Origin of the sequence: Kitasatospora sp. NPDC058406, from assembly GCF_042722765.1 — a bacterium.
Lineage (GTDB): Bacteria > Actinomycetota > Actinomycetes > Streptomycetales > Streptomycetaceae > Kitasatospora.
Map to the genome: position 1 here is coordinate 28,027 of NZ_JBHXKE010000032.1, position 26,203 is coordinate 54,229.

25 protein-coding genes and 1 riboswitch are annotated in these 26,203 nt (G+C 72.0%); of the genes, 10 read left to right on the plus strand and 15 right to left on the minus strand.

Features of this window, described 5'->3' with window-relative positions:
* Positions 1 to 245 precede the first annotated feature (245 nt).
* The 5 genes from ligA to ACFWOG_RS09330 all read right to left on the minus strand — a co-directional run bounded on the left by ligA (position 246) and on the right by ACFWOG_RS09330 (position 5,548).
* Positions 246 to 2,693: an NAD-dependent DNA ligase LigA gene (gene ligA, locus ACFWOG_RS09310; protein ID WP_380356383.1), complete on the minus strand. Its 2,448-nt coding sequence runs from the start codon at positions 2,691 to 2,693 to the stop codon at positions 246 to 248.
* Between the two features lie 24 nt (positions 2,694 to 2,717).
* Positions 2,718 to 3,728, minus strand: coding sequence for a methionine synthase (locus ACFWOG_RS09315; RefSeq protein WP_329952177.1), 1,011 nt, complete (start codon positions 3,726 to 3,728; stop codon positions 2,718 to 2,720).
* 67 nt (positions 3,729 to 3,795) lie between these two features.
* A complete protein-coding gene (locus ACFWOG_RS09320; RefSeq protein ID WP_329882938.1) occupies positions 3,796 to 4,485 on the minus strand; it encodes an SDR family oxidoreductase in 690 nt (229 codons plus the stop codon).
* A gap of 13 nt (positions 4,486 to 4,498) precedes the next feature.
* Positions 4,499 to 5,029, minus strand: a complete 531-nt coding sequence (locus ACFWOG_RS09325; RefSeq protein WP_380356358.1) for a TIGR00730 family Rossman fold protein — start codon at positions 5,027 to 5,029, stop codon at positions 4,499 to 4,501.
* Between the two features lie 51 nt (positions 5,030 to 5,080).
* A complete protein-coding gene (locus tag ACFWOG_RS09330; RefSeq protein ID WP_380356386.1) occupies positions 5,081 to 5,548 on the minus strand; it encodes an NUDIX hydrolase in 468 nt (155 codons plus the stop codon).
* Between the two features lie 17 nt (positions 5,549 to 5,565).
* On the opposite strand from ACFWOG_RS09330, the gene ACFWOG_RS09335 reads away from it, so the two are divergent.
* The 5 genes from ACFWOG_RS09335 (at position 5,566) to ACFWOG_RS09355 (ending at position 8,591) form a co-directional block, all read left to right on the plus strand.
* Positions 5,566 to 6,345 carry a GntR family transcriptional regulator gene (locus ACFWOG_RS09335; RefSeq protein ID WP_380356361.1) on the plus strand — a complete coding sequence of 260 codons (780 nt, stop codon included), beginning with the start codon at positions 5,566 to 5,568 and terminating at the stop codon, positions 6,343 to 6,345.
* Between the two features lie 164 nt (positions 6,346 to 6,509).
* Entirely contained in the window at positions 6,510 to 6,950 is a 441-nt protein-coding gene (locus ACFWOG_RS09340; RefSeq protein WP_380356363.1) for an ATP-binding protein, read from the plus strand.
* Entirely contained in the window at positions 6,947 to 7,102 is a 156-nt protein-coding gene (locus ACFWOG_RS09345) for a hypothetical protein (RefSeq protein WP_355404356.1), read from the plus strand. Before ACFWOG_RS09340 ends, ACFWOG_RS09345 begins: the two co-directional genes overlap by 4 nt.
* 152 nt (positions 7,103 to 7,254) lie before the next feature.
* The gene (locus ACFWOG_RS09350) at positions 7,255 to 7,389 is read left to right on the plus strand and encodes a hypothetical protein (protein WP_327680895.1); all 135 of its coding nucleotides are present in this window, start codon (positions 7,255 to 7,257) and stop codon (positions 7,387 to 7,389) included.
* Positions 7,386 to 8,591 (plus strand): methyltransferase domain-containing protein, encoded by a 1,206-nt coding sequence (locus ACFWOG_RS09355; RefSeq protein WP_380356367.1) that lies wholly within the window; start codon positions 7,386 to 7,388, stop codon positions 8,589 to 8,591. Before ACFWOG_RS09350 ends, ACFWOG_RS09355 begins: the two co-directional genes overlap by 4 nt.
* Here ACFWOG_RS09355 and mnmA read toward each other — a convergent pair.
* Both mnmA and ACFWOG_RS09365 read right to left on the minus strand, forming a co-directional pair.
* On the minus strand, positions 8,522 to 9,661 hold the full coding sequence (gene mnmA, locus ACFWOG_RS09360; RefSeq protein ID WP_329882940.1) for a tRNA 2-thiouridine(34) synthase MnmA: 1,140 nt from the start codon (positions 9,659 to 9,661) through the stop codon (positions 8,522 to 8,524). The two genes, ACFWOG_RS09355 and mnmA, sit on opposite strands and share 70 nt — an antisense overlap.
* A gap of 50 nt (positions 9,662 to 9,711) precedes the next feature.
* Positions 9,712 to 10,893: a cysteine desulfurase family protein gene (locus ACFWOG_RS09365; RefSeq protein WP_329882941.1), complete on the minus strand. Its 1,182-nt coding sequence runs from the start codon at positions 10,891 to 10,893 to the stop codon at positions 9,712 to 9,714.
* A gap of 267 nt (positions 10,894 to 11,160) precedes the next feature.
* Between ACFWOG_RS09365 and ACFWOG_RS09370 the strand changes: the two genes are divergently transcribed.
* Entirely contained in the window at positions 11,161 to 11,916 is a 756-nt protein-coding gene (locus tag ACFWOG_RS09370; RefSeq protein WP_380356370.1) for an IclR family transcriptional regulator, read from the plus strand.
* Here ACFWOG_RS09370 and ACFWOG_RS09375 read toward each other — a convergent pair.
* The 8 genes from ACFWOG_RS09375 to ACFWOG_RS09410 all read right to left on the minus strand — a co-directional run bounded on the left by ACFWOG_RS09375 (position 11,852) and on the right by ACFWOG_RS09410 (position 21,099).
* Entirely contained in the window at positions 11,852 to 12,511 is a 660-nt protein-coding gene (locus tag ACFWOG_RS09375) for a trimeric intracellular cation channel family protein (protein ID WP_329952181.1), read from the minus strand. The genes ACFWOG_RS09370 and ACFWOG_RS09375 overlap by 65 nt on opposite strands.
* A gap of 112 nt (positions 12,512 to 12,623) precedes the next feature.
* Complete coding sequence (locus ACFWOG_RS09380; RefSeq protein WP_329882944.1) at positions 12,624 to 13,724, minus strand: dipeptide ABC transporter ATP-binding protein; 1,101 nt, start codon at positions 13,722 to 13,724, stop codon at positions 12,624 to 12,626.
* A 34-nt stretch (positions 13,725 to 13,758) separates the two neighbouring features.
* Positions 13,759 to 14,841: an ABC transporter ATP-binding protein gene (locus ACFWOG_RS09385; protein WP_329952183.1), complete on the minus strand. Its 1,083-nt coding sequence runs from the start codon at positions 14,839 to 14,841 to the stop codon at positions 13,759 to 13,761.
* Complete coding sequence (locus ACFWOG_RS09390; protein WP_329882946.1) at positions 14,838 to 15,848, minus strand: ABC transporter permease; 1,011 nt, start codon at positions 15,846 to 15,848, stop codon at positions 14,838 to 14,840. The genes ACFWOG_RS09385 and ACFWOG_RS09390 overlap by 4 nt, the downstream gene beginning before the upstream one ends.
* A 98-nt stretch (positions 15,849 to 15,946) precedes the next feature.
* The gene (locus ACFWOG_RS09395) at positions 15,947 to 17,716 is read right to left on the minus strand and encodes an ABC transporter substrate-binding protein (RefSeq protein ID WP_329882947.1); all 1,770 of its coding nucleotides are present in this window, start codon (positions 17,714 to 17,716) and stop codon (positions 15,947 to 15,949) included.
* A 56-nt stretch (positions 17,717 to 17,772) separates the two neighbouring features.
* Positions 17,773 to 18,762: an ABC transporter permease gene (locus ACFWOG_RS09400; RefSeq protein WP_329882948.1), complete on the minus strand. Its 990-nt coding sequence runs from the start codon at positions 18,760 to 18,762 to the stop codon at positions 17,773 to 17,775.
* Positions 18,763 to 19,220: 458 nt separating this feature from the next.
* The gene (locus ACFWOG_RS09405) at positions 19,221 to 20,153 is read right to left on the minus strand and encodes an enhanced serine sensitivity protein SseB C-terminal domain-containing protein (protein ID WP_329882949.1); all 933 of its coding nucleotides are present in this window, start codon (positions 20,151 to 20,153) and stop codon (positions 19,221 to 19,223) included.
* A 151-nt stretch (positions 20,154 to 20,304) separates the two neighbouring features.
* Positions 20,305 to 21,099: an enhanced serine sensitivity protein SseB gene (locus ACFWOG_RS09410; RefSeq protein ID WP_329952184.1), complete on the minus strand. Its 795-nt coding sequence runs from the start codon at positions 21,097 to 21,099 to the stop codon at positions 20,305 to 20,307.
* Positions 21,100 to 21,308: 209 nt separating this feature from the next.
* Positions 21,309 to 21,414, plus strand: a riboswitch (glycine riboswitch).
* A 213-nt stretch (positions 21,415 to 21,627) separates the two neighbouring features.
* Here ACFWOG_RS09410 and gcvT point away from each other — a divergent pair.
* The 4 genes from gcvT (at position 21,628) to ACFWOG_RS09430 (ending at position 26,123) form a co-directional block, all read left to right on the plus strand.
* On the plus strand, positions 21,628 to 22,749 hold the full coding sequence (gene gcvT, locus ACFWOG_RS09415) for a glycine cleavage system aminomethyltransferase GcvT (RefSeq protein WP_329882951.1): 1,122 nt from the start codon (positions 21,628 to 21,630) through the stop codon (positions 22,747 to 22,749).
* Between the two features lie 77 nt (positions 22,750 to 22,826).
* Entirely contained in the window at positions 22,827 to 23,207 is a 381-nt protein-coding gene (gcvH, locus tag ACFWOG_RS09420; protein WP_329882952.1) for a glycine cleavage system protein GcvH, read from the plus strand.
* A 133-nt stretch (positions 23,208 to 23,340) separates the two neighbouring features.
* Positions 23,341 to 24,609, plus strand: a complete 1,269-nt coding sequence (glyA, locus tag ACFWOG_RS09425) for a serine hydroxymethyltransferase (RefSeq protein ID WP_329882953.1) — start codon at positions 23,341 to 23,343, stop codon at positions 24,607 to 24,609.
* Between the two features lie 146 nt (positions 24,610 to 24,755).
* The gene (locus tag ACFWOG_RS09430) at positions 24,756 to 26,123 is read left to right on the plus strand and encodes an L-serine ammonia-lyase (protein ID WP_329882954.1); all 1,368 of its coding nucleotides are present in this window, start codon (positions 24,756 to 24,758) and stop codon (positions 26,121 to 26,123) included.
* Positions 26,124 to 26,203: the final 80 nt, after the last annotated feature.

The following is a 26,203-nucleotide window of genomic DNA, read 5'->3' on the forward strand; positions in this document are numbered from 1 at the left end:
GCAGCCTGCCGGGCATGGAGCGGCCCCGCGGAGTCCGGCTCAGCCGGTACCCCCACCCCTGCTGACACTCTGTTGCGCTCCAGGGTATGCGCGGGTCCACCCGACGGGCAGACTTTCGGACAACCGGAAATGCGCCACCGCGCTCCGGTGTCGCACGGTGACACGATGCCCGCTCCCACCGTGCGACACCCGATGACGTTGCATCAGGACGATAACAAGACGGATCCCCGGCCTCCGCGCGCGGGTCAGCCCTCAGAGGGCTCCTCCGCCCCCGGCTCCGGCGCCGACGGATCCTGCCCGGCGGCCTCCGACGCGGGCGCCTCGGCGGGCTCCCCCGCCGCGCTCTCCCCCGCGTCCGCCGCGCCCTCGGCGGCCTCCGCGACCGCTCCCGCGGCGGCCTTCGCCGCACGCTTCTTCGCGGGCGCCTTCTTCACCGGCTCCTCGGCCTCGGGCTCCGGCGGCAGGCCCAGGTGGACCCGCGCCGCGGCCGAGCCCTGCGCCAGCAGGACGTCGAAGCCGGCGTCGTCGAGGACCGGCAGTCCGAGCTGGACGGCCTTGTCGTACTTGGACCCCGGGTTGTCCCCGGCGACCACGAAGTGGGTCTTCTTCGACACCGATCCGGTCACCTTCGCGCCGCGCGAGGTCAGCGCCTCCTTGGCGCCGTCCCGGGTGTGCCCGGCCAGCGTCCCGGTGACGACGACGGTCAGGCCCTCCAGCGGACGCTCGGCCTCCTCCTCGGGGGCCTCCTCGGTGAACCGGACGCCGGCCGCACGCCACTTCTCCAGGATCTCGCGGTGCCAGTCCACCTGGTACCACTCGATGATCGACCGCGCGGTGCCCGTGCCGACGCCGTCGGTCGCGGCCAGCCGCTCCTCGCTCGCCGCGAAGATCGCGTCCAGGTCGCGGAACTCCCGGGCCAGGTCCTGGGCCGCGACCGGGCCCACGTGCCGGATCGAGAGGCCGTTGAGGAAGCGCCAGAGCGGGCGGTCCCGGGCCTTCTCGATGTTGTCGAGCATCACCCCGGTGTTCTTCTTCGGCGCCCCGGCGGTGGTCGCGAAGAAGAACACCTCCTTCTCCTCGCCGGTCTCGTCGTCGAGCTTCGGCATGCCGGTCTTCTGGTCGCGCACCAGGACCTTGATCGGCAGCAGCTGCTCCACCGTCAGGCCGAAGATGTCGCCCTCGTTGCGCACCGGCGCCTCGGCCGGCGTCAGCGGCTGGGTCAGCGCGGTGGCCGCGACGTAGCCCAGACCCTCGATGTCCAGCGCCGAGCGCCCGCCGAGGAAGGCGATCCGCTCGCGGATCTGGGCCGGGCAGAACCGGGCGTCGGGGCAGCGCAGGTCGATGTCCCCCTCGGCCATCGGCCGCAGCTCGGCACCGCACTCGGGGCAGTGCGAGGGCATCACGAACGGCACCTCGCTGCCGTCCCGCACGTCGTAGACCGGGCCGAGGATCTCCGGGATGACGTCGCCGGCCTTGCGCAGCACCACGGTGTCGCCCAGCAGGACGTCCTTGGCCTTCACCACGTCCTGGTTGTGCAGCGTCGCGTACTGGACCATCGAGCCGGCCACCTTGACCGGCTCGGCCAGCACCGCGTACGGGGTGGCCCGGCCGGTGCGCCCGATGCCGATCTTGATCTCGGCCAGCTTGCCGGTGACCTCCTCCGGCGGGTACTTCCAGGCGATCGCCCAGCGCGGGGACTTGGAGGTGGAGCCGAGCCGGCCCTGCAGGGCGATCTCGTCGACCTTGACGACCACGCCGTCGATCTCGTGCTCGACCGAGTGCCGCTGCTCGCCGAAGCGCCGGATGAAGGCGCGGACCTCGTCGAGGGTCCCCACCACCTCGTTGTGCCGCGCGGTGGGCAGGCCCCAGTCGTGCAGCAGCCGGTAGGCGTGCGACTGGTCGTCGATGTCGAAGCCGACCCGGGCACCGATGCCGTGCACCACCATCTGCAGCGGACGGGAGGCGGTGACCAGCGGGTCCTTCTGACGGAGCGAGCCGGCGGCGGCGTTGCGCGGGTTCATGAAGAGCCGGATCATCGCCCGGGGCCGCTTGCCCTCCTTGGCGCGCTCCTCGTTCTCCAGCCGGCGGCGCTCGTTCTCCTCCGCGAAGGAGGCGTTGAGCGCCTCGAAGGCGTCGGTCGGGAAGTAGACCTCGCCGCGGATCTCCACCAGCTCGGGGATGTTCTCGCCCTTGAGCCGGTGCGGGATCTCCTTGATGGTGCGGACGTTGGCGGTGATGTCCTCGCCGACCCGGCCGTCGCCGCGGGTCGCCGCCTGCACCAACTGGCCGTTCTCGTAGGTGAGGTTGACGGCCAGGCCGTCCACCTTGAGTTCGCAGAGGTAGTGGTAGTCGATGCCGGCCAGCTCGGCGGCGACGCGCTCGGCCCAGGCGGCCAGCTCGTCGTCGTCCATCGCGTTGTCCAGGCTGAGCAGGCGCTCCCGGTGCTCGACGGGGGCGAACAGCCCGGTCGGCGCGCCGCCGACCCGCTGGGTCGGCGACTCCGGCGTGACCAGCGCCGGGTGCTCGGCCTCCAGCCCTTCCAGCTCGCGCATCAGCGCGTCGAACTCGGCGTCGCTGACGACCGGAGCGTCCTGCTCGTAGTAGCGGGCCCGGTGGTCCTCGATCTCGGTGGCCAGCTCGGCGTGCCGCCTGCGAACCTCCGCCGGAACGTCCTCCCAGCCCTCGACAGCCACCACCGCAAGCCCTCCGTTAACTTCTCATTCCGGGTTGTCCACCAGGCTCTGGCCCGCCTTCACGCTGAGTGACAGTGCCGTGCGCGCGTAGGCCGGTGAGGCCCCGGCCAGCCCGCAGGTGGGCGTCACCAGCACACGGCGGCCCAGCAGCTCCGGGGCGAACCCGAGCCTGCGCCACAACGTCCTGACACCCTGGACACTACCGGCCGCGTCCGACACTCCCTGGTCAGTGAAGGGGACGACACCGGCGAGGATCACGGTGCCCGCGTCGATCGCCTCGCCCAGCTCCTCGTCCTCACGCTCGGTCAGCAGCGAGAAGTCCAGCGAGACCCCGACCACCCCGGCGCGGCGCAGCAGCGGCAGCGGCACCTGCGGCGCGCAGCAGTGCACCACGACCGGCGCGTCCAGCCCGAGGACCACCTCGCGCAGGACCTCCTCGGCGACCTGCCGGTCGACCGAGCGCAGCCGCTGGAAGCCGCTGGCGGTCTTCACGGAGCCGGCCAGCACGGCGGGCAGCGAGGGCTCGTCGAGCTGGAGGACGACCTCGGCGCCGGGGACGCGACGGCGGACGTCGGCGAGGTGGCGGCGGAGGCCCTCGGTGAGCGAGGCGGCGATGTCGCGGCAGGCGCCGCGGTCGGCGAGCGCCTTCTCGCCGTGCTTGAGCTCGATCGACGCGGCCAGCGTCCACGGGCCGACCGCCTGGACCTTGAGCGGTCCCCGGTAGCCCTGGGTGTACTCCTCCAGCGCGTCCAGGTCCTCGCCGAGCCAGGAGTGGGCGCGGCGGGTGTCCCGGCCGGGGCGGTCGGCGAACCGCCAGCCGCTCGGCTCGGTCTGCGTGAACAGCTCGACCAGCATCCCGGCGGAGCGTCCGATCATGTCCGCGCCCGGCCCGCGCGCGGGCAGTTCGGGGAGGAACGGCAGGTGCTCCAGCGCACCGGTGGAGGTCCTGGCGGCCTCCCGGGCGTCGGTGCCGGGCAGCGATCCGACGCCGGTGGCGGCGCCGACCAGGTCGGGGAAGGGGTGTCCGTTGCTCACCCGCCCGAGCCTAGTGCGCCGGGGCGGGAGGTCGGACCGGCCGACCTCCCGCCCCGCCGGTCGCGGCTCAGCGGCCGGGGCGGACGGTGATGTCGGTGATCTCGGCGTCGCGCGGGACGTCGAGGGCGGTCAGGATCGCCTTCACCACCGACTCCGGCTCGATCCACTGCCCGGCGTCGTACTCCTTGCCCTCCTGCTGGTGCACCTTGACCTGCATCGCCGTGGCGGTGCGGCCGGGGTAGACCGAGGTGACCCGGACGCCGTGCCCGTGCTCCTCCGCGCGCAGCGAGTCGGCGAGCGCCTTCAGGCCGTGCTTGCTCGCCGCGTACGCCGACCAGTCGGCACTGGCCCGCAGACCGGCACCGGAGTTCACGAAGACGACGTGGCCCTTGACCAGCCGCAGCGAGGGCAGCAGCAGACGGGTCAGCTCGGCGGGCGCGACCAGGTTGACGTTCAGGGTGTCCTGCCAGGCCTTGACCGGCAGTTCGCCGACCGGGCCCAGCTCGACGATGCCCGCGACGTGCAGCAGCGAGTCGAGTTCGATCGGCGGTGCCTGGTGCCCCAGGGCCCAGGAGAGCTTCGCCGGGGTGCCGAGGTCGCCGACCAGGGTCTGCGCCCCGGGGAAGCGTTCGCGCAGCTCGGCGGCGCGGCGGGCGTCGCGGGCCAGCAGCCAGAGGTCGTCCCCGCGTTCCGCGAGGCGTTCGGCGAGGACGGCGCCGATGCCGGAGCCGGCGCCGGTGATCAGATGTGCAGCCATGGGGCCGATCCTCTCAGGCGCCGGACTTGAGCTGTTCGAAAACCTCGGCCGGAGTACCGGCGAAGGTGATCAGGTCGCCCAGCGGGCGGGGCAGGAAGCCCTCGGCGTCCATCCGCTCCAGCTGGGTGCGCAGGCCCGCGTAGAAACCTTCGGTGTCCAGGACGACCACCGGCTTGTCGTGCAGCGCGTGCTTCTTCAGCTCCAGCACCTCGGTGACCTCGTCCAGCGTGCCGAGGCCGCCGACGAGCACCACCACGGCATCGGCCCGCATCAGCAGCTGGGCCTTGCGCTCGGCGAGGTCGGCGGTGGTGATCAGCTCGTCGGCCCCGTCGTACGCCTTGTGCCTCAGGAACTCGACGGAGACCCCGACCAGCCGGCCCCCGGCGGCCTTCACCCCGTCCGCGAGCAGACCCATCAGCCCGGCGTTCGAACCGCCCCAGACCAGCGTGTGCCCGCCCTCCCCCAGCAGCCGGGCGAACTCGGCGGCCGGAGCCGAGTAGCGGTCGTCGAGCGAGTACGCGGAGCAGAAGACAGTGAGGTTCATAGTGCGTCCGGTCTATCACGGTCCGGAGATCCTCCTCCCCGGTGGGACGCCCTACCGCCCGAGCACCCGCCGGCCGTCGTGATCACGGATGCTGGGCGCGGCACCGTCCCGGAGCGCGTCGAGCACGCGCACGGCGTACACCTCGGCCATCCGGTCGGAGACCTCCGCCGGCGTGAGCCAGTCGACGGCGGTCGACTCGTCCGAGAGCCGCGCCGTCCCGTCCTCCGGACGGCAGCGGAAGACCAGCGCGACGATGCCGCGGGTCACGTTCTTGTACACGCCGGTCAGACGTTCCACACCGACCTTGATGCCCGTCTCCTCGAAGACCTCCCGCCGCACCCCGTCCTCGACGGCCTCGGACAGCTCCAGCACCCCGCCCGGCGGCTCCCACGCCCCGTTGTCCGCCCGGCGGATCGCCAGCACCCGCCCGTCCTCCCGCACCACCACCCCTGCGACGGACACGGAGTGCAGCGACGTTGACTGGGCCTTCCCGGCACTGTTACTCATGTGCAGGAGAATAGGAGCCTTGAAGGACTATGGCGAATGGTGAGTTGGCCTCGTCGGCCACAACGAAGTACCTGCAGATTGCGGCTGATCTCGCCGCACAGATCACATCGGGCGCCCTCGCTCCCGGCGCGACCGTACCCAGTGAAGCTGAACTCATGCAGCGGTACGGAGTCGCGTCCGGGACGGTGCGCAAGGCCATCGCCGAACTCCGGACGACTCAACTGATCGAGACGCACCACGGTCGGGGCTCGTTCGTCCGCTCCCGTCCGCCGGTTCAGCGGAAGTCCGCGGACCGCTTCCGCCGCGCCCACCGCAGGGCCGGCAAGGCCGCGTACCTGGCAGAAGCGGAGACTTCGGGCGGCGCACCCTCCGTGACAGTGCTGTTCGTAGGCCCCACTGCGGTGCCTCCGGAGATCGCCGACCGCCTGGAGCTTCCCGCAGGCACCCAGGTACTGGCACGCAAGCGCCGATACTTCCGGGATGGGGTACCGACGGAGGAAGCCACCTCCTACCTGCCGTGGGATGTCGTCAAGGACATCCCGGAGGTCTTCGCCGAAAACCCCGGAGGCGGCGGCATCTACGCACGACTGGAGGAGCACGGGCACTCCCTGGCCGAGTTCACCGAGTCCGTGCGGGCCCGTCTCGCGACCAAGCCCGAAGCCAAGGCGCTCGCCCTGAGCCCCGGCGCACCGGTGATCCACCTCGTTCGTGACGCAATTTCCGTGAGCGGCCGAGTCGTGGAGGTGTGCGACACCGTCATGGCCGCCGACCAGTTCGTTCTCGACTACCGCTTCCCGGCACGCGACTGACCATCGGTTAATTTCTTCAACCCGCCTCGGGATCGCTCCCGCGGCGGGTTGACTCATGTACAGGAGTAGGGCACTCTTCTGCCATGCACTCATATACATGAGTGCATGGCAAGACCTCATCTAAAGGAGATGGCCACACCCGTGGCCGACACCTTGGAGCTCCCATGCAGCACACCCTGATGGAGACTCACGCGCCGTCCGGCCCTGAACCGATCCTCGACTCGGCGGCAGCCGAGATCCTGCTGCCCTACCTGCCGGAATCGGCGGGGCAGGCTCGCCGGTTCCTCCGGGAGACCCTGACGAAATGGGCACTGGACCAGCTGCTCGACACGGCCGAGCTGGTCGCGAGCGAGCTGGTCGCCAATGCCGCGAAGACCGGATGCCGGCAGCAGATGGCGGTCACCGTCCGAGTCATCTCGCGGACGACCGTGCGGATCTCGGTTCGGGACGGCTCGTGTGCCCTGCCGGTACTGATCCAGGCCGCTCCGGACGAGGAGTGCCACCGCGGCCTGACCCTGGTGAACCGCCTGACCCGGGGCAGATGGGGCGTGAGCGTCGAGGCACTCGGAAAGGTCGTGCACGCCGACCTTTCGATCCCCCGATGAACCGCCCGTCGACGGACGACGATCGCTGTTCCGAGGGCGGCTCGCCTTCCGGCGACGATCCCGTTCGGGTCTGGGCCGCCTACGGGGTGTCGGTCGCGGCCGCACTCCACGTCGTCGCCGGTGCCCTGGTGCTGATCGACCGCGCCCGCTGAAGCCGGACCGCTCTCCCCTCGCACAGAAAGGAGCACCGCCATGCCCGCGCCCGAACCGAAGCCACCCCGACCGAAGCCGACGAATCCGCCCACGCCGCGCCCTCCGGACCGGTAGCCACAACCCGATCACCACCACAACACGAGGAGGACCCATGGCCTGGGGAACCGACAAGGACAGCGGCGGGAAGCACGGGGGCAAGAAGGACCCCGGCACGGACAAGCCGTCCCCCGACGGCGCGCGGCCCGCACCCGAGCCGAAGCACCGGAAGGACGACGACAAGAAGTGACGGACTCCCCTCACCACCCGGAGCAGGCCGCCGCCCGCGGCCTGCTCCGGGCCGCCGGCGAAGCGCTCGGCGGCCCCGTCCCCCGCGAGTGGCAGGAAGCGATCACGGCAGTCCCCCGCCACCGCTTCCTCCCGGAGCGGGTCTGGTTGGACGACGGCCGAGGCGGCTACGTGCCGTGCGACCTCCGGACCGACCACGACCGCTGGTTCGATGCCGCCTGCGCGGACGTGCCGATCGTCACCCAGGTCAACGACGGCGCCGAACCGCCCGACCCCACCGAGGCCTGGCCCTCCTCCTCGGCCTCCGCCCCCTCGATCGTCGTCCGGATGCTCCGCGACCTCGATGTCCGCCCCGGCATGCACGTCCTGGAGATCGGCACCGGTACCGGTTGGAACGCCGCGCTCCTCGCCCACCGCCTCGGCCCCGGAGGCGTCACCTCGATCGAGATCGACCCCCGGGTCGCCCGGCAGGCGCAGACCTCCCTGAACGCGGCCGGCCTGACCGTCGACGTGATCTGCGGGGACGGCTCCCTCGGCCGGCACCGTCGACTGCCGTACGACCGGATCATCTCGACCTGCTCGGTCCGACGGGTCCCGTGGGCGTGGATCGAACAGACCAGGCCGGGCGGCATCGTCCTCACTCCCTGGGACAACCCCATGCTCTGCTGGGGTCTTCTCAGGCTCACCGTCGAACGGGGCCGTGCGCAGGGCCGGTTCGCCCCGCACTCGGCATTCATGCTGATGCGCACCCAGCGGCAGGATCTGCGGATCTTCCGCGACGTCGTCCGCGACGAGCACGTCCCCGAAGAACGCCGGACCGTGCTGTCCCCGTGGCGGGTCACGGGAGACGAGTGGGAGGCCCGCTTCGCGCTCGGGCTGCGGCTGGGGACCGTGTGGACCGCCTGGGACGAGGACGGCGCCCGGCTGTGGGTGGCGACCACCGACGCCCGTTCCTGGGCCGCCGTCGAGGACGGCACCGCGTGGCAGTACGGCCCCCGCCGGCTCTGGGACGAGGTCGAGGAGGCCCACCGCTGGTGGCTCGACAACGGCCGGCCGTCCCCCCGGCCGGTTCGGCCTGACGGTCACGGCGGAGCGGCAGTGGGCCTGGCTGGACGGGCCCGACCGTCGTGTGCTCAGGCGTTGACGGCCGGGCGCTCCGTCGTGGCGATGGTGGCGGAGCCGACCACGCGGGTGCCGTCGTAGAGCACGACCGCCTGGCCCGGGGCGATGCCGCGGGCCGGGGTGTCGAGGCGGACGCGGAGTTCGCCGTCGGCGACCGAGGCGGCGACCGGGACCTCCTCGCCGTGGGCGCGCAGCTGGGCGGTGTAGCGCCCCTCGGCGGGTGCCTCGTCGCCGCACCAGCGCGGACGGATCGCGGTCAGCGCGGTGACGTCCAGGCCCTCGACCGGACCGACGGTGACGGTGTTGTTCACCGGCGAGATGTCGAGGACGTAGCGCGGCTTGCCGTCCGCGGCCGGGCGGCCGATCCGCAGGCCCTTGCGCTGGCCGATGGTGAAGCCGTACGCGCCGTCGTGCTCGCCGAGCTTGGTGCCGTCGGCGTCGAGGATGTCGCCGGTCGCGGTGCCGAGGTGCCGGGCGAGGAAGCCCTGGGTGTCGCCGTCCGCGATGAAGCAGATGTCGTGGCTGTCGGGCTTCTTGGCGACGGCCAGGCCGCGCCGTTCGGCCTCCTCGCGGATGACGTCCTTGGTGGTGTCGCCGAGCGGGAAGAGCGAGTGGGCGAGCTGGTCGGCGTCGAGCACGCCGAGCACGTAGGACTGGTCCTTGGCGCCGTCCACCGCGCGGTGCAGCTCGCGGCGGCCGTCCGGCAGGTCGACGATCCGGGCGTAGTGGCCGGTGCAGACGGCGTCGAAGCCGAGCGCGACCGCCTTGTCCAGCAGCGCGGCGAACTTGATCTTCTCGTTGCAGCGCAGGCAGGGGTTGGGGGTGCGCCCGGCCGCGTACTCGGCGACGAAGTCGTCGATCACGTCCTCGCGGAACCGCTCGGCGAGGTCCCAGACGTAGAACGGGATGCCGATCACGTCGGCGGCCCGGCGGGCGTCCCGGGAGTCCTCGATGGTGCAGCAGCCGCGGGCGCCGGTACGGAAGGACTGCGGGTTGCTGGAGAGCGCCAGGTGCACGCCGGTCACCTCGTGTCCGGCCTCGGCGGCGCGGGCCGCGGCGACGGCGGAGTCCACCCCGCCGGACATCGCCGCGAGCACGCGCAGGCGGCCGGTGGGGGACGGAGCGGTCGGAGCACCCGGGAAGTCAGTCATGATGAGTCCAAGCGTACGTGGTGCCGTCCGGCATTCCGCCGGGGTTTTCCTCAGCGCCGGACGGCCGCGAGACCGGCGTTGCGGGCGCGGTGGACGGCCGGGCCGATGGCCCCGGTGAGGGCGGCGACGTCCTCCCGGGTGGAGGTGTGGCCGAGCGAGAAGCGGAGCGAGGCCCGGGCGAGCAGCGGGTCGACGCCCATCGCCAGCAGGACGTGGCTGGGCTGCGGGACGCCGGCCGAGCAGGCCGAGCCGGTGGAGCACTCGATGCCCTGGGCGTCGAGCAGCATCAGCAGTGCGTCGCCCTCGCAGCCGGGGAAGGAGAAGTGCGCGTTGGCGGGCAGCCGTCCGTCCGCCGCCGGGTCGCCGTTGAGCACCGCGTCCGGGACCCCGGCCAGCACCTCGGCGACCAGGTCGTCCCGCAGTGCGCCGAGCGTGCCGGCGTGCTCGGCGCGGCGTTCGACGGCGATCGCCGCGGCGGCCGCGAAGCCGGCGGCGGCGGGTGCGTCGAGGGTGCCGGAGCGGACGTCGCGTTCCTGGCCGCCGCCGTGCAGCAGCGGGACGGGCGTCGCGCCGCGGGAGAGCAGCAGGGCGCCGATGCCGAACGGTCCGCCGATCTTGTGGCCGGTGACGGTGAGCGCGGTGAGCCCCGAGTCCGCGAAGGACACCGGGACCTGACCGAGCGCCTGGACCGCGTCGGCGTGCATCGGGATGCCGTACTCGGCGGCCACGGCGGCGAGTTCGGCGACCGGCTGGACGGTGCCGACCTCGTTGTTGGCCCACATGACGGTGACGAGCGCGACCGAGGCCGGGTCGCGTTCGACCGCCTCGCGCAGCGCCGCCGGGTGCACCCGGCCGAGGCCGTCCACCGGCAGGTAGTCGACGGTGGCGCCCTCGTGCTCGGCGAGCCAGTGCACGGCGTCCAGCACCGCGTGGTGCTCGACGGGGCTGCAGAGCACCCGGGTGCGGGCCGGGTCGGCCCCCCGGCGGGCCCAGTACAGGCCCTTGACGGCCAGGTTGTCGGACTCGGTGCCGCCGGCGGTGAGGACGATCTCACTGGGCCGGGCGCCGAGCGAGTCGGCCAGCGACTCGCGGGACTCCTCGACGACGCGGCGGGCCCGGCGGCCGGCCGCGTGCAGGGAGGAGGCGTTGCCGACGACCCCCAGGTGCGCCGTCATCGCGGCGATCGCCTCGGGCAGCATCGGCGTGGTCGCCGCATGGTCCAGGTATGGCATAACCATCCGATTGTAGAGGGCCCCCGGTGTGCGGTCCGGCGGCCGATCCGCCCACCGTACCGATCCGGCCACCGACCGCCGCTCCCGGGCGGCCGGTGACCCGCCGTGCCCGGGCGGGCAGTCGGACGGGCGGGTCCGGCGGCGGGCGGAGGGGCGGACCCGGACGGCGGGGGTGCCGGGCGGCCGGGGCCCGGTAGGGGGCACCCGCCTCGAACGGTTAGCCTGACGGCCACCGCAATGCGGCCGGACGGAACAGGACGGGGCGGAATGTCGCAGTCTGTCGATCGTGCGCTGACCCTGCTCGGGTCGCTCGGCGACGGCCCGGTCTCCCTCGAACAGGCCGCCACCTCGATCGGGGTGCACAAGTCGACCGCGCTGCGGCTGCTGCGCACGCTGGAGGAGCACGGCTTCGTCCACCGGCAGTCCGACCGTCGCTACCGGCTGGGCGGCAAGGTGCTGTCGCTGGCGAACCGGGCCCTGGAGGAGATCGACGTCCGCCAGGTGGCCGCGCCGTACCTGGCGGCCCTCGCCGAGCGCTCCGGCTGCACCGTGCAGTTGGCGGTGCTGCAGGACGGCGAGGTGCTGTACCTGGACGAGTTGGCGGGCCGGTGGGACGGCGAGGCCGGGCGGCCGACCAGGATCGGGCGGCGCGCCCCGGCGGCCGGGACGGCGATCGGCCGGGTGCTGCTGGCCGGGCTGCCCGGGGACGGCCTGCCCGAGGCGGAGCTCTCCGCCGACCTGGCCGCGGTCCGCCGCCGGGGCTGGGCCGCCGAGTCGGCCGAGCACCGGGAGGCGGTCACCTGCGTCGCCGCGCCGGTGGCCGGCAGCGACCGGCGGGCCGTGGCGGCCTGCGCGGTCTCGGCGCCGACCGGCCGGGTGTCGCCCGCCGAGCTGGTGCGGCTGGTGCCGGAGCTGCTCTGCACGGTCGAGGCGATCTCGCTGGCGTACGGCGGTTCGCCTACTCCTCGCTGGTGCGAGAACCGTTGCGGTGCCAGGCCCGCGGTGCGCGCCAGCCGTACTTGAGGGCGAGCATCCGGAGCAGGAAGGCGGTCAGGGCGGCGGCGGTGCCGGTGAGGGCGGTCAGCCGGTCGAGGGCGATGAGCACGGCGACCAGCGCCGAGCCGACCAGGGCGGGCACGGCGTAGATCTCCCGGTCCCAGCGGAGCAGGGAGGGGATCTCCCCGGCGAGCAGGTCGCGCATGACGCCGCCGCCCGCCGCGGTCACCATGCCGAGCGCGACGGCCGCGACGGCTCCGAGCCCGTAGTCGTGCGCCTTGGCGGTCCCGGTGACGCAGAACAGGCCGAGGCCGAGCGCGTCGAGGGTCTGCACGGCGCGGTTGATCCGTTCGACCTCGGGGTGCAGGAAGAAGACGACCAGCCCGGCGGCCAGCGGGGTGACGAAGTAGCCGAGGTTGCTGAAGGCGGCGACCGGGGTGGCGCCGATCACGAGGTCGCGCATCACCCCGCCGCCCAGTGCGGTGACCTCGGCCAGCACACAGATGCCGAAGATGTCCATGTTCTTGCGGACGGCGAGCAGCCCTCCGGAGAGGGCGAAGACGAAGATGCCGACGAGGTCCAGCGACTGCTGCACGTCGGAGGGGAAGATCTGCGAGGTCACCGGACCACTATGGACCCGATGGTCCGGACCTCCGCGCACCGTCCGTCCGGAGCCCGGAGCTCCGGACGGACGGTGCGGGACGGCCTGCGCCGTTCGGCGGGCGGCCCGGGCCTCACCCGGAGACGGGCACCGGTCCGCCCGACGGGGCGGTCCCGGGGGCGGCCGCGGCGGCGGACCCGGGAGCGTTCTCGGGGAAGTGGCAGGCCACCTGGTGCCCGGACTCCAGCGCGACGAGCGGCGGCTCCTGGCTCGCGCAGACGTCCTGGGCCTTCCAGCAGCGGGTGCGGAACCGGCAGCCGCTGGGCGGGTTGATCGGGGACGGCACGTCGCCCTTGAGCAGGATCCGCTCACGCCCGGCCCGCTGCTTGCGGCGCGGGTCGGGCACCGGCACCGCGGACATCAGGGCGTTGGTGTAGGGGTGCATCGGGCGGCTGTAGAGCGAGTCCCGGTCGGCGATCTCGACGATCTTGCCGAGGTACATGACCGCGACCCGGTCGGAGACGTGCCGGACCACCGAGAGGTCGTGCGCGATGATCAGGTAGGTCAGGCCGAGTTCCTGCTGGAGGTCGTCCAGCAGGTTGACCACCTGCGCCTGGATGGAGACGTCCAGGGCGGAGACCGGTTCGTCCGCGACGATCATCTTGGGCCGCAGGGCGAGCGCCCGGGCGATGCCGATGCGCTGGCGCTGGCCGCCGGAGAACTCGTGCGGGTAGCGGTTGTAGTGCTCGGGGCTGAGTCCGCAGAGCTCCAGCAGGTCCTGGACGGCCTGCTTCACCCCGCCGGCCGGCTCGGCCTTCTGCAGCCGGAACGGCGCGCTGACGATGGTGCCGACGGTGTGCCGGGGGTTCAGCGAGGAGTACGGGTCCTGGAAGATCATCTGGATGTCACGGCGGAGCGGCCGCATCGCGCCGACGCCCAGGTGGGTGATGTCGGTGCCCTCGAACTCGATCGTCCCGCCGGTGGGTTCGTCGAGCCGGGTGACCAGCCGGCCCATCGTGGACTTGCCGCAGCCGGACTCGCCGACGACGCCCAGGGTCTCACCGGCGTTGACCGTGAAGTCGATGCCGTCGACCGCGCGGACGGCGCCGGTCTGGCGCCGCAGCAGGCCGCCGTGGATCGGGAAGTGCCGGGTCAGGCCGGCCACCCGGAGCAGCGGCTCCCGGTCGGGGGCGGGTGCGGGAGAAGGGATGGCCGCCGCCTGAGTGTCCGTCATCGGTTCTCTCCAGAGAGGTGGTACGGGGCGGGGCTCACAGTCGGGGCGCGATCTCTTCGGTGAAGATGCGGTGCCGGTCGGCGGTCGCGAGGTGGCAGGCGGCGTGGTGTCCGGCCGCGGCCTCGGTGAGCACCGGGACCTCGCCGGCCGAGCGCCCGCCGGTCAGCTCGGCGTACGGGCAGCGCGGGTGGAAGGCGCAGCCGGACGGCACGTTGATGAGGCTGGGCGGGGTGCCCCTGACCGGGACGAGCCGGTCCTGGAGCTCCCGGTCGAGGCGCGGCATCGAGCCCAACAGGCCCCAGGTGTAGGGGTGTTCGGGCGCGTCGAAGAGGGTCTCGGCCGGGCCGCGTTCGACGCACTTGCCGCCGTACATGACGAGGATGTCGTCGGCGAGCTCGGCGACCACCCCGAGGTCGTGGGTGATGATGATGACGGCGGAGCCGAACTCCTCCTGGAGGTCGCGGATGAGGTCCAGGATCTGCGCCTGGACGGTGACGTCCAGGGCGGTGGTGGGCTCGTCGGCGATCAGCAGCGAGGGGTCGTTGACCAGGGCCATGGCGATCATCGCGCGCTGGCGCATGCCGCCGGAGAACTGGTGCGGGTAGTCGTCGACCCGGCGGTCGGGCTGCGGGATGCCGACCCGGTCGAGCATCTCGACCGCGCGGGCCCGCGCCTGCCTCTTGGTGGCCCGCGGGTGGTGCACCCGGTAGGCCTCGACGATCTGCTGCCCGACCGTGTAGTACGGGTGCATCGCGGTGAGCGGGTCCTGGAAGATCATCGCCATCTGGCGGCCGCGCAGCTGGCGGACCCGGTCCGGGCCGGCCGCGACCAGTTCCTCGCCGTCCAGCCAGATCTCGCCGCCGATCCGGGCCCGCTTGGAGCGGTGCAGGCCCATGATGCCGAGCGAGGTGACGGACTTGCCGGAGCCGGACTCGCCGACGATGCCGAGGGTCCGCCCCTTGCTGAGGTCGAAGCTGACCCCGTCGACCGAGCGGACCAGGCCGTCGTCGGTGTCGAAGTGGATCCGCAGGTCCCGGACGGAGAGGAAGGCATCCCCCGTCGGGGCGGACCCGGTCGGGGCGGCCTCGGGTGCCGCGGTCTTCTGGAGCTCGGTCACGACAGCCTCACCCGGGGGTCGACAAGGGCGTACAGGAGGTCAACCACGAGGTTGCACAGGACGATGAAGAACGCGGCGAGCAGGGTGACGCCGAGGATCTTCGGCAGGTCGTTGTCCTTGATCGCGGAGACCGCGAAGAAGCCGACGCCCTGGAGCGAGAAGACCTGCTCGGTGATGAGCGCGCCACCGAGGAGCAGGCCGAGGTCCATGCCGAAGATGGTGACGACCGGGGTGAGCGCGGCCCGCAGGCCGTGCCGGACGACCACCTTCCGCTCGGCCAGGCCCTTGGCCCGGGCGGTGCGGATGTAGTCCTCGCTCATCGTCTCCAGCATGCCCGCGCGGGTGAGCCGGGCGTAGAGCGCGGAGTACAGGAAGGCGAGGGAGATCCACGGCAGGATCAGGTTGCGCGCCCACATCAGCGGGTCGTCGGTGAAGTTGGTGTACTGGAGGTTGTCCAGGATCGGCCACTCGTAGCTGAAGAGCGTGAGCAGCAGCGCACCGGTGAAGAAGACCGGCAGCGAGACGCCCGCCAGGGCGACGCCCATGGAGAGCCGGTCGAAGATCGACTTCGGCTTGAGCGCGGAGATCACGCCGGTGGTGACGCCGGAGACGAGCCAGATGACGGCGGCGCCGATGGCCAGGGAGATGGTGACCGGGATGCGCTTGGTGAGCTCCGGCCAGACCTCCAGGTGGTTCTTGAACGAGTAGCCGAAGCACGGCACGTGGCAGGTGGCGGGGTCAGGGCCGAAGTTGTACTCGGCACCGGCGACCAGCGCCTTCAGGAAGTTCCAGTACTGGGTGTACAGCGGCTGGTCGAACCCGAGGTTCTTCTTGACCGCCGCGATCGCCTCGGGGGACGGGTTCTTCCCGATGTACTGGGCGGCGAGCTGGTCGGTGGTCTCGCCGGCCAGACGCGGGAGCAGGAAGAAGATCGCGAAGGTGACCGCGCTGACCACCAGCAGCAGCACCGCGGCGGCCAGCGTCCTGCGGATGATGTAGGCAAACACAGTTGGGCGGCTCCGGCGGCCCGCCGCCGTCCGGGATCCTCCGGACGACGGCGGGCGCCGCTGCCTTCACCTGCCTTCAGGGATGCGGAGCCAGGCTCTTACTTGGTGGTGCCGATGTTCAGGTAGTCGTACTCACCCGAGAAGGCCGGCGTGGAGACGAGGTTGGTCGCGCTGTCCGGGCGGTACAGGAAGACCTTGAAGTAGGTCAGCGGGACGTAGACGGCCGCGTCCATGACCTTCTTGTCGATCTGGGCGTAGATCTTCTCGCGGGCCGCCTTGTCGGTGTTGACCGCGGCGTCGTCGATCAGCTTGTTGACCTCGGGGTCGTTCAGCTCGGCGAGGTTGCTGTTGCCGGAGGCCTTGATCGAGCGGCCGTCGACGATCTGCTGCAGGAAGCCGTAGCCGGTCGGCCAGTCGGAGCCCCACTGCATCATCATCAGGCCGACGTTCTTCTCCTTGTTGAACGCCGGGACACCGACGTGGTCGGAGAGGTACTTGCCCTGCGGGTACTGCTGGATCTCGGCGTTGATCCCGACCTTCTTCAGCGCGGCCTGGATCGAGGTCGCGGCGGCGATCTCCGGGCCGCGCTCGGTGCGCGCGGTGATGACGGTGTCGAAGCCGCCGGGCTTGCCGCAGGCCTTCAGGGCGTCCTTGGCCTTGGCCTCGTCGCCCTTGTTGTCCTTGGTCTGGTAGGTGTTGAAGTCTTCGTGACCCGGGATGTCCGGCGGCAGCACGGTGTTGGCGACCGCGCCGCGGATCGGGCCGCCGATCGCGGTCTGCACCGAGACCTTGTCGATGGCGTACTGGACGGCCTTGCGGCACTCGACGTTGTCGAACGGCGCGACCTTGGAGTTGATCGCGGTGTAGACCAGACGGCCGCCGTAGGCGTTGTCGGTGGAGGCCTTGAGCTTCGGGTCCTGGAGGATCTTCGCCTGGGTCTGCTGGTCGACGCCGGCGCCGACCAGGTCGACCTGGGCGTTCCCGGCGAGCAGGTCCTTGTCGATCGTGGACTGCTCGATGTTCATCTTGAGCACGATCTTGTCCGGCAGCTGCTTGCGGATCGGGTCGGTGCTCTTGTCCCAGTTGGTGTTCGGGACCAGGACCGCCTGCTTGCCGTCCTCGTAGCTCTCGAACTTGTAGGTGCCCGAGGAGATGACGTGCTTCACGTAGTTGGAGCCGGTGTCCTTGTCCTTCGGGACCGGCACCGTCTGCGGGGCGGAGACCAGGTAGTCGAAGTCCGCGAAGGCGTGCTTCAGGTGGAAGACGATGGTCTGGTCGTCCGGCGTCTCGATGGACTTGAGGTCGCCTTCCTTGTCCTTGTACGGACCCTGGTACGGCGTCTCGTTGTCGACCAGCATCTCCTTGAAGTACGTCGGGCCGTTGGAGTTGACCTCCGGCGCGTAGTTGGAGCGCAGCACCGCGTACTTGACGTCCTTGGACGTGATCGGCGTGCCGTCCTCGTACTTCAGGCCCGCGCGCAGCTTGTACGTCCAGGACAGGCCGTCCGCGCTGGCCTGGCCGAGCGACTCGGCCAGGTCCGGGACGAGCTTCTGGCCGTCCGGCTGGAAGGTGGTGAGCGGACGCCCGTACAGGCGGGAGAAGTTGTAGATGTACGCGTAGTACGTGTTGCCCGGGTCCAGCGAGTCCGGCGTGCCACGCATCTCGTACGTGACGGTGCCGCCCTTCTTGTCCGAGGCGTTGACGATGCCCTTGGTGGCCGCGTCGGCGCCGGAGGCACCGCCGGCCGCGGAGCTACCGGTGGCGGTGGACTTGGCGTCGTCGCTCTTGGAGCTCGACGAACAGCCGGTGACGACCAGGACCGCGGCGGCAGCTGCGGCGGTCAGTGCGACGGTACGGGACCTGCGCATGGGTGGGATCAACCCCTTGAGGAAGTGGTGGCCGAACGGAGGGTCCTGACGCTGGGTCAGTTGCTCTTGGGATCGAGGGCGTCACGGAGCCCGTCGCCGAGCAGGTTGAAGGCGAGCACCGTCAGGAAGATCGCCATACCGGGGACCACCATGTACTGGGGGTCCACCTGGTAGTACTGGATCGCGTCGTTGAGCATCCCGCCCCAGGAGGCCTGGGGTGCCTGGATGCCGACGCCGAGGAAGCTGAGGCCCGCCTCGAAGAGGATGTTGGTCGGGATCAGCAGGGTCGAGTAGACCAGGATCGGACCGACCAGGTTCGGCAGGAGCTCCTTGAACAGGATGAACGGACCCCGCGCGCCGAGGCTGCGGGCCGCGTAGACGAACTCGCGCTCGCGCAGCGAGAGGGTCTGGCCGCGCACGATCCGGCCCATGTAGGGCCAGTTGAAGAAGCCGATCACGAAGATCAGCACGGCGATGTGCAGCGGGAGGCCGTGCAGGCCGAACGCGCCGCCCTGGAGCGAGGCGGAGATCGCGATGGCGAAGAGCAGCAGCGGGAAGGCGAGGAAGACGTCCATCACCCGGCTGATCAGGGTGTCCACCCACCCGCCGTAGTAGCCGGCCATCACGCCGAGCACGGTGCCGATGGTGTTGGACAGGAGGGTCGCGCCGAAGGCGACCAGCAGGGAGACCCAGGAGCCCTCGATGACGCGGGAGAGCAGGTCACGGCCCTGCAGGGGGTCGACACCGAGCGGGTGGTCCCAGCTCATCCCGCCCCAGTCGCCCAGCGGCAGGCCGCCGAGGTTGGCGTCCAGCAGGTCCTGGTTGAGCGCGTCGGGGTCGAGGCCGAAGACCGATTCGATCGGCTTGGCCAGCACGGCGAGCAGGATCAGCAGGATCACGACGACGCCGCCTGCGACGGCGGCCTTGTCCCGCTTGAAGCGGGTCCAGGCGATCCGGCCGAGCGAGCGGCCCTCGATCTTGTTGGCCGGGCTCGCGGCGGCTGCTGCCTCCGGAGCGTTGCCGGCGGTCTTGACGGGTGCGGTCATGGTCAGTTCGGTCCCCTCGCCGACGGTGGCCGGCCCACGGGTGCCGGACGCCGGGATCGGCGGTACGGCTGGTGCGGACGTGCGGGCATGCGGAGTGCGGTGTTCCCAGCGGTACGGCGTGCTCAGTACTGCTGCCACGCGGCATGGGCATCACGTGGATATTGCGGTCCGTCAGCGCGTTCGCCTTTGTGAGGCGCCAACCACGCGCGGCGGCTGTTGCAGAACTCTCTGCCATCCGAACTGGCTTGCGCCAGCCCTGACAACCGACAGATGCCCAACTGTGATCTGCGCCCATGCACCTCCCTGATCCCCGGTATATCCCTCTTCACACAGCTGTAACAGCCATGTCAAGATGATGGCCACCGACTTCGGGAAGTTCGTCCGGAAAACGTCGGAACCGGCCTGACTTGTCGTCAGACCGGTTCCGGAAAAGGAACGTTGCTATTGCGTTTGGCGGCTCAGCGCCCGGGGTAGCCGGGCCACGGCTGCTGGGGCGGCGGCTGCTGCCCCGGCCAGCCCGGCGCGGGCGGGTGCGTGCCGTAGCCGTAGCCGGGCCCCTGCTGCGAGGCGTAGGGCGGCGGCGGCACCGGCGGGTACGGCCCCTGCGGGCGGCCCGTCCCGGCCGCCTCCCGGTCGTAGAACGGGCGCGCGTTGGCCCGCATCCAGAGCGCCACCGGGTCGAACTCGTCCGCCATCGCCACCGTCGAGACGGCCAGGCCCTCCGGCGCGACCGCGATCGCCCGCTGCATCAGCGCTCGCACGGCCTCCACCGTGGGCGGCGAACTCTCGTACAGCTCAAGGCCGATGGCCAGGTACGGCTCGCCCACCGTCGGGCGCACCCAGGCCCGGCGCAGCGCCCGCACCGCCCGCACCTCGACCGCCTGGCGCTCCAGCAGCGCGAAGAACTGCTGCGCCGGCACCTGCGGCTCGCTCAGCTTCAACGGACCGGCCGGCAGCCGGTCCAGCCCCGCCGCGACCCGGCGCAGGTCCGCCCAGGGCACCCCGACACCGCCACCCGGCGCGTGCGGGTTCAGCCAGAGCCCCCAGCGGGTCCGGAACAGCGAGGCGGCGATCTCCCGGCCGGAGATCACCTCGTGCGCCCGGGCCCAGCCGGACGCCGTCAACTGCTCGGGCGAGGTCACGGCCGGCGCGTAGCCGTGGCCGCTGATCTCCATGTTCCCGTACTGGGCGTCCGCGCTGCCCGGCGTACCGTGCCAGAGGAGCATCCAGACCTGCCCCTCGGCCAGCGCGTGCAGCAGCGTCTCGTACGCCTCGTAGCGCTCCGGCGCCACCTCGCGCAGGGCGCGCTCCAGCGCGCCCTGATCCGGACGTCCGGTGGGTGCCTGGCCCCAGGGCCCCGGTGCACCGCCCGCTACCGCTCCCGCACTCATGCGCCCACCTCGCTGCGCCTCTTCGTTCCTCGTCTGCCACCGGCGGCCCCGCGGCCGCCAGGACGCACCCTATGGGGCGCCGCCGACCACCGCCACGCCGACGTGCCAGGGTGCGCACCGCTCCCCCGCCCGACCGCGGCCGGGGGCCGGATCAACCCCGTACGTAGAAAGGGGCGACCCGGTTCAGCATCCAGTCGACCACCGGGTCGTCCGCGAGGTCGAGCAGTACGAGGTGGACGCCGCCGGGCAGCGGCGCGGTTCCCAGCGCGCGCCCCAGCGCCTCGTTGACCGCCCCCGGGTCGGCCGGGGCCGACGGATCGAGCTGGACGCCCACGAACATCACGGTGGGCTCGCCCTCCACACTGGCCAGTGCCCGCCGCGCGGTCAACACCCCCGGCAGGGCGAACAGCTCGTTCCGGCAGGCGGCCAGGAACGGCTCCGGGTCCTCGCCCGGCACCGGCTCGCGCAGCGCCACCCGGCCGCCGGACGGCGCGTCCCCGGCCTCCCAGCGGTCCTCGCGCGGCCCGCGGCGCAGTTCGGCCACGCCCTCCGGCGGCACCGGGATGCCCACCGCCGCCTCCGGGTTGACCGCGACCCCCACGCCCAGCGGCAGGCCCCGGGCGAACTCCCACATCGGCGCGACCGCGAAGGCCATCCCCGGCGCCTGCTGGACGAACACCTCCTGCGAGGAGAACACCGGCACGTACGGGTCGCCGGCCAGCTCGACGACCGGGAGGTCCAGCGACTGCCCCTGCGGGTCGCCGCCGGCCGGCAGCGGGATCCACACCTGGCTGCGGGCCAGCACCTCGATCACCCGGGGGGTCGCCCCCGGATCACCGAGCGCGGCGGTGAGCACCTGCTCCAGCTCGTTGGCCGGCCATCCGCCGCCCGGCGGCACCGGCTCCTGGCCGCCCCACCCCTGCTGCTGCTCCACCGGGTTCCCCATGCGCCGCTGTACCGCCCTCCGCTCGCCGACGCCCGCAGCCTAGCGGGCACCGCCCCGGCCCTGCTCCGGAGCGCCCCGGCGCCGGGCTCCCCGGTGGCCGGATCCCCCGGCCCGGCCCCTCCCCCTCTCCCCTCATCCGGGCGGACGTGCCATGATGTCCGCGTCTCGGGTGTATTCCCACCGAGGCCCCTAACTCCATACCGGCCGCTCGAACCCGCGCGGGAGAGTCCGGAGTGCCCCGTCTGGTGGCACAGCCGGCGCCGAAGGAGCAAGTCCTCCCCGGAATCTCTCAGGCACCCCTACCGCACGGGTTAGGCACATCTGGAAAGCGGCGCACGGCCCTGCCGTACGCCCACCCACGGTGCAAGCCGCCATGCTGTTCCCGTAGGACAGCGCGCGGTGAAGCTCTCAGGTTCGACGACAGATGGGGAGGCCCAGCCGCCGCATGCCCGCGCGCAGGGTCGGTCCCGAGCAGGGCCGGCTCCGGCGCGTGCACCCCTGAGTGCCCCGACCGAGGAGTTCCTGGCCATGTCGTCCCTCCGCCTGACCGCGCTCGACGCGCTGCACCGCGCCCTCGGCGCGACCATGACCGACTTCGCCGGCTGGGACATGCCGCTGCGCTACGGGAGCGAGCGCGAGGAGCACCTCGCCGTCCGCACCAGGGCCGGCCTCTTCGACCTCTCCCACATGGGCGAGATCACCGTCACCGGCCCGCAGGCCGGCGAGATGCTGGACCACGCGCTGGTCGGCTTCGTCTCCGCGCTCGGCGTGCTGCGCGCCCGCTACACCATGATCTGTGCCGAGGACGGCGGCATCCTGGACGACCTGATCGTCTACCGCCTGCGCGAGGACGCGTTCCTGGTCGTCGCCAACGCCTCCAACGCCCAGCTGGTGCTGGACGAGCTGATCGCCCGCGCCAAGGGCTTCGACGCCGTCGTCACCGACGACCGCGACACCTACGCGCTGATCGCCGTGCAGGGCCCGGAGGCCACCGGCATCCTGGCCGACACCACCGACGCCGACCTGCCCGGCCTGAAGTACTACGCGATCCTCCCGGCCCAGGTGGCCGGCCGCGACGTGCTGCTCGCCCGCACGGGCTACACCGGTGAGGACGGCTTCGAGATCTTCTGCCACCCGGGCGACGCCGAGCAGATCTGGCAGTCGCTGACCGCGGCCGGCGCCGACCGCGGCCTGGTCCCGTGCGGTCTCTCCTGCCGCGACACGCTGCGCCTGGAGGCCGGCATGCCGCTGTACGGCCACGAGCTGTCCACCGAGCTGACCCCGTTCGACGCCGGCCTGGGCCGGGTCGTCCGCTTCGACAAGACCACCAACGAGGGCGCGTTCATCGGCCGCAAGGCGCTGGAGAAGGCCGCCGCCGCGGCCGAGGCCAACCCGCCGCGGGTGCTGGTCGGCCTGGTCTCCGAGGGCAAGCGCGTCCCGCGCGCCGAGTACAGCGTGGTCTCCGCCGACGGCGAGCCGATCGGCCGGATCACCTCCGGCGCCCCCTCCCCCACCCTGGGCAAGCCGATCGCGATCGCCTACGTGGACGCGGCGCACGCCGCCCCCGGCACCACCGTCGCGGTGGACGTGCGCGGCAAGCACGAGCCCGTCCAGGTCGTGGCGCTGCCGTTCTACAAGCGCGCCCGCTGACCCCTTCCCCTTCCCGAGGCATGCCCGCCCACCGGGCCGCTTCGTCGTACCCGCTTCCCATCCTGGAGAATGACGTCATGAGCAACCCCCAGCACCTGCAGTACACCAAGGAGCACGAGTGGCTGACCGTCGCCGAGGACGGCGTCTCCACGGTCGGCATCACCAAGCACGCGGCCGACGCCCTCGGTGACATCGTCTACGTGCAGCTGCCCGAGGTCGGCGACACCGTGACCGCCGGTGAGACCTGCGGTGAGCTGGAGTCCACCAAGTCGGTGAGCGACCTCTACTCGCCGGTGACCGGCGAGATCACCGAGGTCAACCAGGCCGTCCTGGACGACAACGCCCTGGTGAACGGCGAGCCCTTCGACGGCGGCTGGCTGTTCAAGGTGCGCGTCGAGTCCACCGACGAGCTGCTGAGCGCGGACGAGTACACCGCGCTCACCAACCCCTCGGCCTGAGCCACCCGTGGGGGGGGGCCGCAGCGCGGCGGCCCGCCCCGCGCCCACCGGCTTCGCCCTCCCGTCGCCCGTCGCCGCCCCCGCGGGGGCGCCGCGCGCGGCTCTCCTTCTCTCCTCCCGGGAAGACCCCACCATGACGGTTCTGAACCAGTCCCTGCACGCCCTCGACCCGGAGATCGCCGCCGCGGTCGACGCCGAGCTGCACCGCCAGCAGACCACCCTGGAGATGATCGCCTCCGAGAACTTCGCCCCGGTGGCGGTCATGGAGGCCCAGGGTTCGGTCCTGACCAACAAGTACGCCGAGGGCTACCCCGGCCGCCGCTACTACGGTGGCTGCGAGCACGTCGACGTGGTCGAGCAGATCGCGATCGACCGGATCAAGGCCCTGTTCGGCGCCGAGCACGCCAACGTCCAGCCGCACTCCGGCGCGCAGGCCAACGCCGCCGCGATGTTCGCGCTGATCCAGCCGGGCGACACCATCCTGGGTCTGTCCCTGGCCCACGGCGGTCACCTGACCCACGGCATGAAGATCAACTTCTCCGGCAAGCTCTACAACGTGGCCGCCTACCACGTCGACGACAAGACCGGCCGGGTCGACATGGCCGAGGTCGAGCGCCTCGCCAAGGAGCACCAGCCGAAGCTGATCATCGCCGGCTGGTCCGCCTACCCGCGCCAGCTCGACTTCGCCGCGTTCCGCCGGGTCGCCGACGAGGTCGGCGCGCTGCTCATGGTCGACATGGCGCACTTCGCCGGCCTGGTCGCCGCCGGTCTGCACCCCAACCCGGTGCCGTACGCGGACGTGGTCACCACCACCACCCACAAGACCCTGGGCGGCCCGCGCGGCGGCGTCATCCTCTCCAAGGCCGAGTGGGCCAAGAAGATCAACTCCGCGGTCTTCCCCGGCCAGCAGGGCGGCCCGCTGGAGCACGTCATCGCCGGCAAGGCCGTCGCCTTCAAGGTCGCCGCCTCGGAGGAGTTCAAGGAGCGCCAGCAGCGCACCCTCGACGGCGCCAGGATCCTCGCCGAGCGCCTGCTCCGGGACGACGTCGCCGAGGCCGGTGCGTCCGTGCTCTCCGGCGGCACCGAGGTCCACCTCGTCCTGGTCGACCTGCGCAACAGCCAGCTCGACGGCCAGCAGGCCGAGGACCGTCTGCACGAGGTCGGCATCACCGTCAACCGCAACGCCGTCCCGAACGACCCGCGCCCGCCGATGGTGACCTCCGGCCTGCGGATCGGCACCCCGGCTCTCGCCACCCGCGGCTTCCAGGCCGAGGACTTCCGCGAGGTCGCCGACATCATCGCCGAGGCCCTGAAGCCGGCCTACGACGAGACCGTCGCCGCCTCGCTGAAGGCCCGCGTCACCGCGCTGGCCGACAAGTACCCGCTCTACCCGAACCTGTAGTTCGGGTGCAGGTGACCGGCCTCACCCCGCCGGTCCACCAGGGATTCCGGGGCACCGCGCACACTGGAGAGTGCGCGCGGTGCCCCGTCCCGTGTCAGCACCCGCCCGCCTGCTCATCCCACGAGACCAGACAAGGACGTCCCTCCGTGGCCATCAGCGTCTTCGACCTCTTCTCCATCGGCATCGGCCCGTCCAGCTCCCACACCGTCGGCCCGATGCGCGCCGCCCGGATGTTCGCCCGCCGCCTGAAGTCGGAGGGCCTGCTGACCGAGGTGGCGGCCGTCCGCGCCGAGCTGTACGGGTCGCTCGGCGCGACCGGTCACGGCCACGGCACCCCGAAGGCCGTCCTGCTCGGCCTGGAGAACAACTCCCCCCGCACCGTCGACGTCGACCAGGCGGACCGGGACGTCGAGCGGATCAAGGCCGAGAAGCGGCTCAACCTGCTCGGCACCCACGCCATCGACTTCGACCCCGACAGCCAGCTGGTCCTGCACCGCCGCCGCTCGCTGCCCTACCACGCCAACGGCATGACCGTCTGGGCCTTCCGCGCGGACGGTTCCACCCTGCTGGAGAAGACCTACTACTCGGTCGGCGGCGGCTTCGTCGTCGACGAGGACGCGATCGGCGCGGAGCGGGTCAAGCCCGACGACACCGCGCTGAAGTACCCCTTCCGCACCGGCGACGAGCTGCTCCGGCTCAGCCGGGAGACCGGCCTGTCCATCTCCGGCCTGATGCTGGAGAACGAGAAGGCCTGGCGGACCGAGGAGGAGATCCGCTCCGGGCTGCTGGAGATCTGGCGCGTCATGCAGGAGTCCGTCCGGGCCGGCATGTCCCGCGAGGGGATACTCCCCGGCGGCCTCAAGGTCCGCCGGCGGGCCGCCTCCGGGGCCCGCGCGCTGCGCGCCGAGGGCATCGGCCCGGCCAACGCGATGGAGTGGGTGACGCTGTACGCGATGGCGGTCAACGAGGAGAACGCCTCCGGCCGCCGCGTCGTCACCGCCCCCACCAACGGTGCGGCCGGCATCATCCCCGCCGTCCTGCACTACTACCTGAACTTCATCCCGGGCGCCGACGAGGACGGCATCGTCCGCTTCCTGCTCGCGGCCGGCGCCATCGGCATGCTCTTCAAGGAGAACGCCTCCATCTCCGGCGCCGAGGTCGGCTGCCAGGGCGAGGTCGGCTCCGCCTGCTCGATGGCCGCGGGCGGCCTCGCCGAGGTCCTCGGCGGCTCCCCCGAGCAGGTCGAGAACGCCGCCGAGATCGGCATCGAGCACAACCTCGGGCTCACCTGCGACCCGGTCGGCGGCCTGGTCCAGATCCCCTGCATCGAGCGCAACGGCATGGCGTCGGTCAAGGCCGTCACCGCCGCCCGGATGGCACTGCGCGGCGACGGCCGCCACCACGTCTCCCTCGACAAGGCGATCAAGACCATGAAGGAGACCGGGGCCGACATGAAGATCAAGTACAAGGAGACCTCGCGCGGCGGCCTCGCCGTCAACGTCATCGAGTGCTGACGGCCGCCGGCGCCGGCCCCGGCCGGCCCTGAGGTCCCGGACGCTCCACGAGGCCCGGTGGCCCGGACCTGACCGGTCCC

Coding starts and splice junctions, on each gene's coding strand:
- ACFWOG_RS09320 (WP_329882938.1), bottom strand. CDS start 4,485: ATGGCTGCACATCTGATCACCGGCGCCGGCTCCGGCATCGGCGCCGTC.
- ACFWOG_RS09325 (WP_380356358.1), bottom strand. CDS start 5,029: ATGAACCTCACTGTCTTCTGCTCCGCGTACTCGCTCGACGACCGCTAC.
- ACFWOG_RS09335 (WP_380356361.1), top strand. CDS start 5,566: ATGGCGAATGGTGAGTTGGCCTCGTCGGCCACAACGAAGTACCTGCAG.
- ACFWOG_RS09340 (WP_380356363.1), top strand. CDS start 6,510: ATGCAGCACACCCTGATGGAGACTCACGCGCCGTCCGGCCCTGAACCG.
- ACFWOG_RS09345 (WP_355404356.1), top strand. CDS start 6,947: ATGAACCGCCCGTCGACGGACGACGATCGCTGTTCCGAGGGCGGCTCG.
- ACFWOG_RS09350 (WP_327680895.1), top strand. CDS start 7,255: ATGGCCTGGGGAACCGACAAGGACAGCGGCGGGAAGCACGGGGGCAAG.
- mnmA (WP_329882940.1), bottom strand. CDS start 9,661: ATGACTGACTTCCCGGGTGCTCCGACCGCTCCGTCCCCCACCGGCCGC.
- ACFWOG_RS09365 (WP_329882941.1), bottom strand. CDS start 10,893: ATGCCATACCTGGACCATGCGGCGACCACGCCGATGCTGCCCGAGGCG.
- ACFWOG_RS09370 (WP_380356370.1), top strand. CDS start 11,161: ATGTCGCAGTCTGTCGATCGTGCGCTGACCCTGCTCGGGTCGCTCGGC.
- ACFWOG_RS09380 (WP_329882944.1), bottom strand. CDS start 13,724: ATGACGGACACTCAGGCGGCGGCCATCCCTTCTCCCGCACCCGCCCCC.
- ACFWOG_RS09395 (WP_329882947.1), bottom strand. CDS start 17,716: ATGCGCAGGTCCCGTACCGTCGCACTGACCGCCGCAGCTGCCGCCGCG.
- ACFWOG_RS09400 (WP_329882948.1), bottom strand. CDS start 18,762: ATGACCGCACCCGTCAAGACCGCCGGCAACGCTCCGGAGGCAGCAGCC.
- ACFWOG_RS09405 (WP_329882949.1), bottom strand. CDS start 20,153: ATGAGTGCGGGAGCGGTAGCGGGCGGTGCACCGGGGCCCTGGGGCCAG.
- ACFWOG_RS09410 (WP_329952184.1), bottom strand. CDS start 21,099: ATGGGGAACCCGGTGGAGCAGCAGCAGGGGTGGGGCGGCCAGGAGCCG.
- gcvT (WP_329882951.1), top strand. CDS start 21,628: ATGTCGTCCCTCCGCCTGACCGCGCTCGACGCGCTGCACCGCGCCCTC.
- gcvH (WP_329882952.1), top strand. CDS start 22,827: ATGAGCAACCCCCAGCACCTGCAGTACACCAAGGAGCACGAGTGGCTG.
- glyA (WP_329882953.1), top strand. CDS start 23,341: ATGACGGTTCTGAACCAGTCCCTGCACGCCCTCGACCCGGAGATCGCC.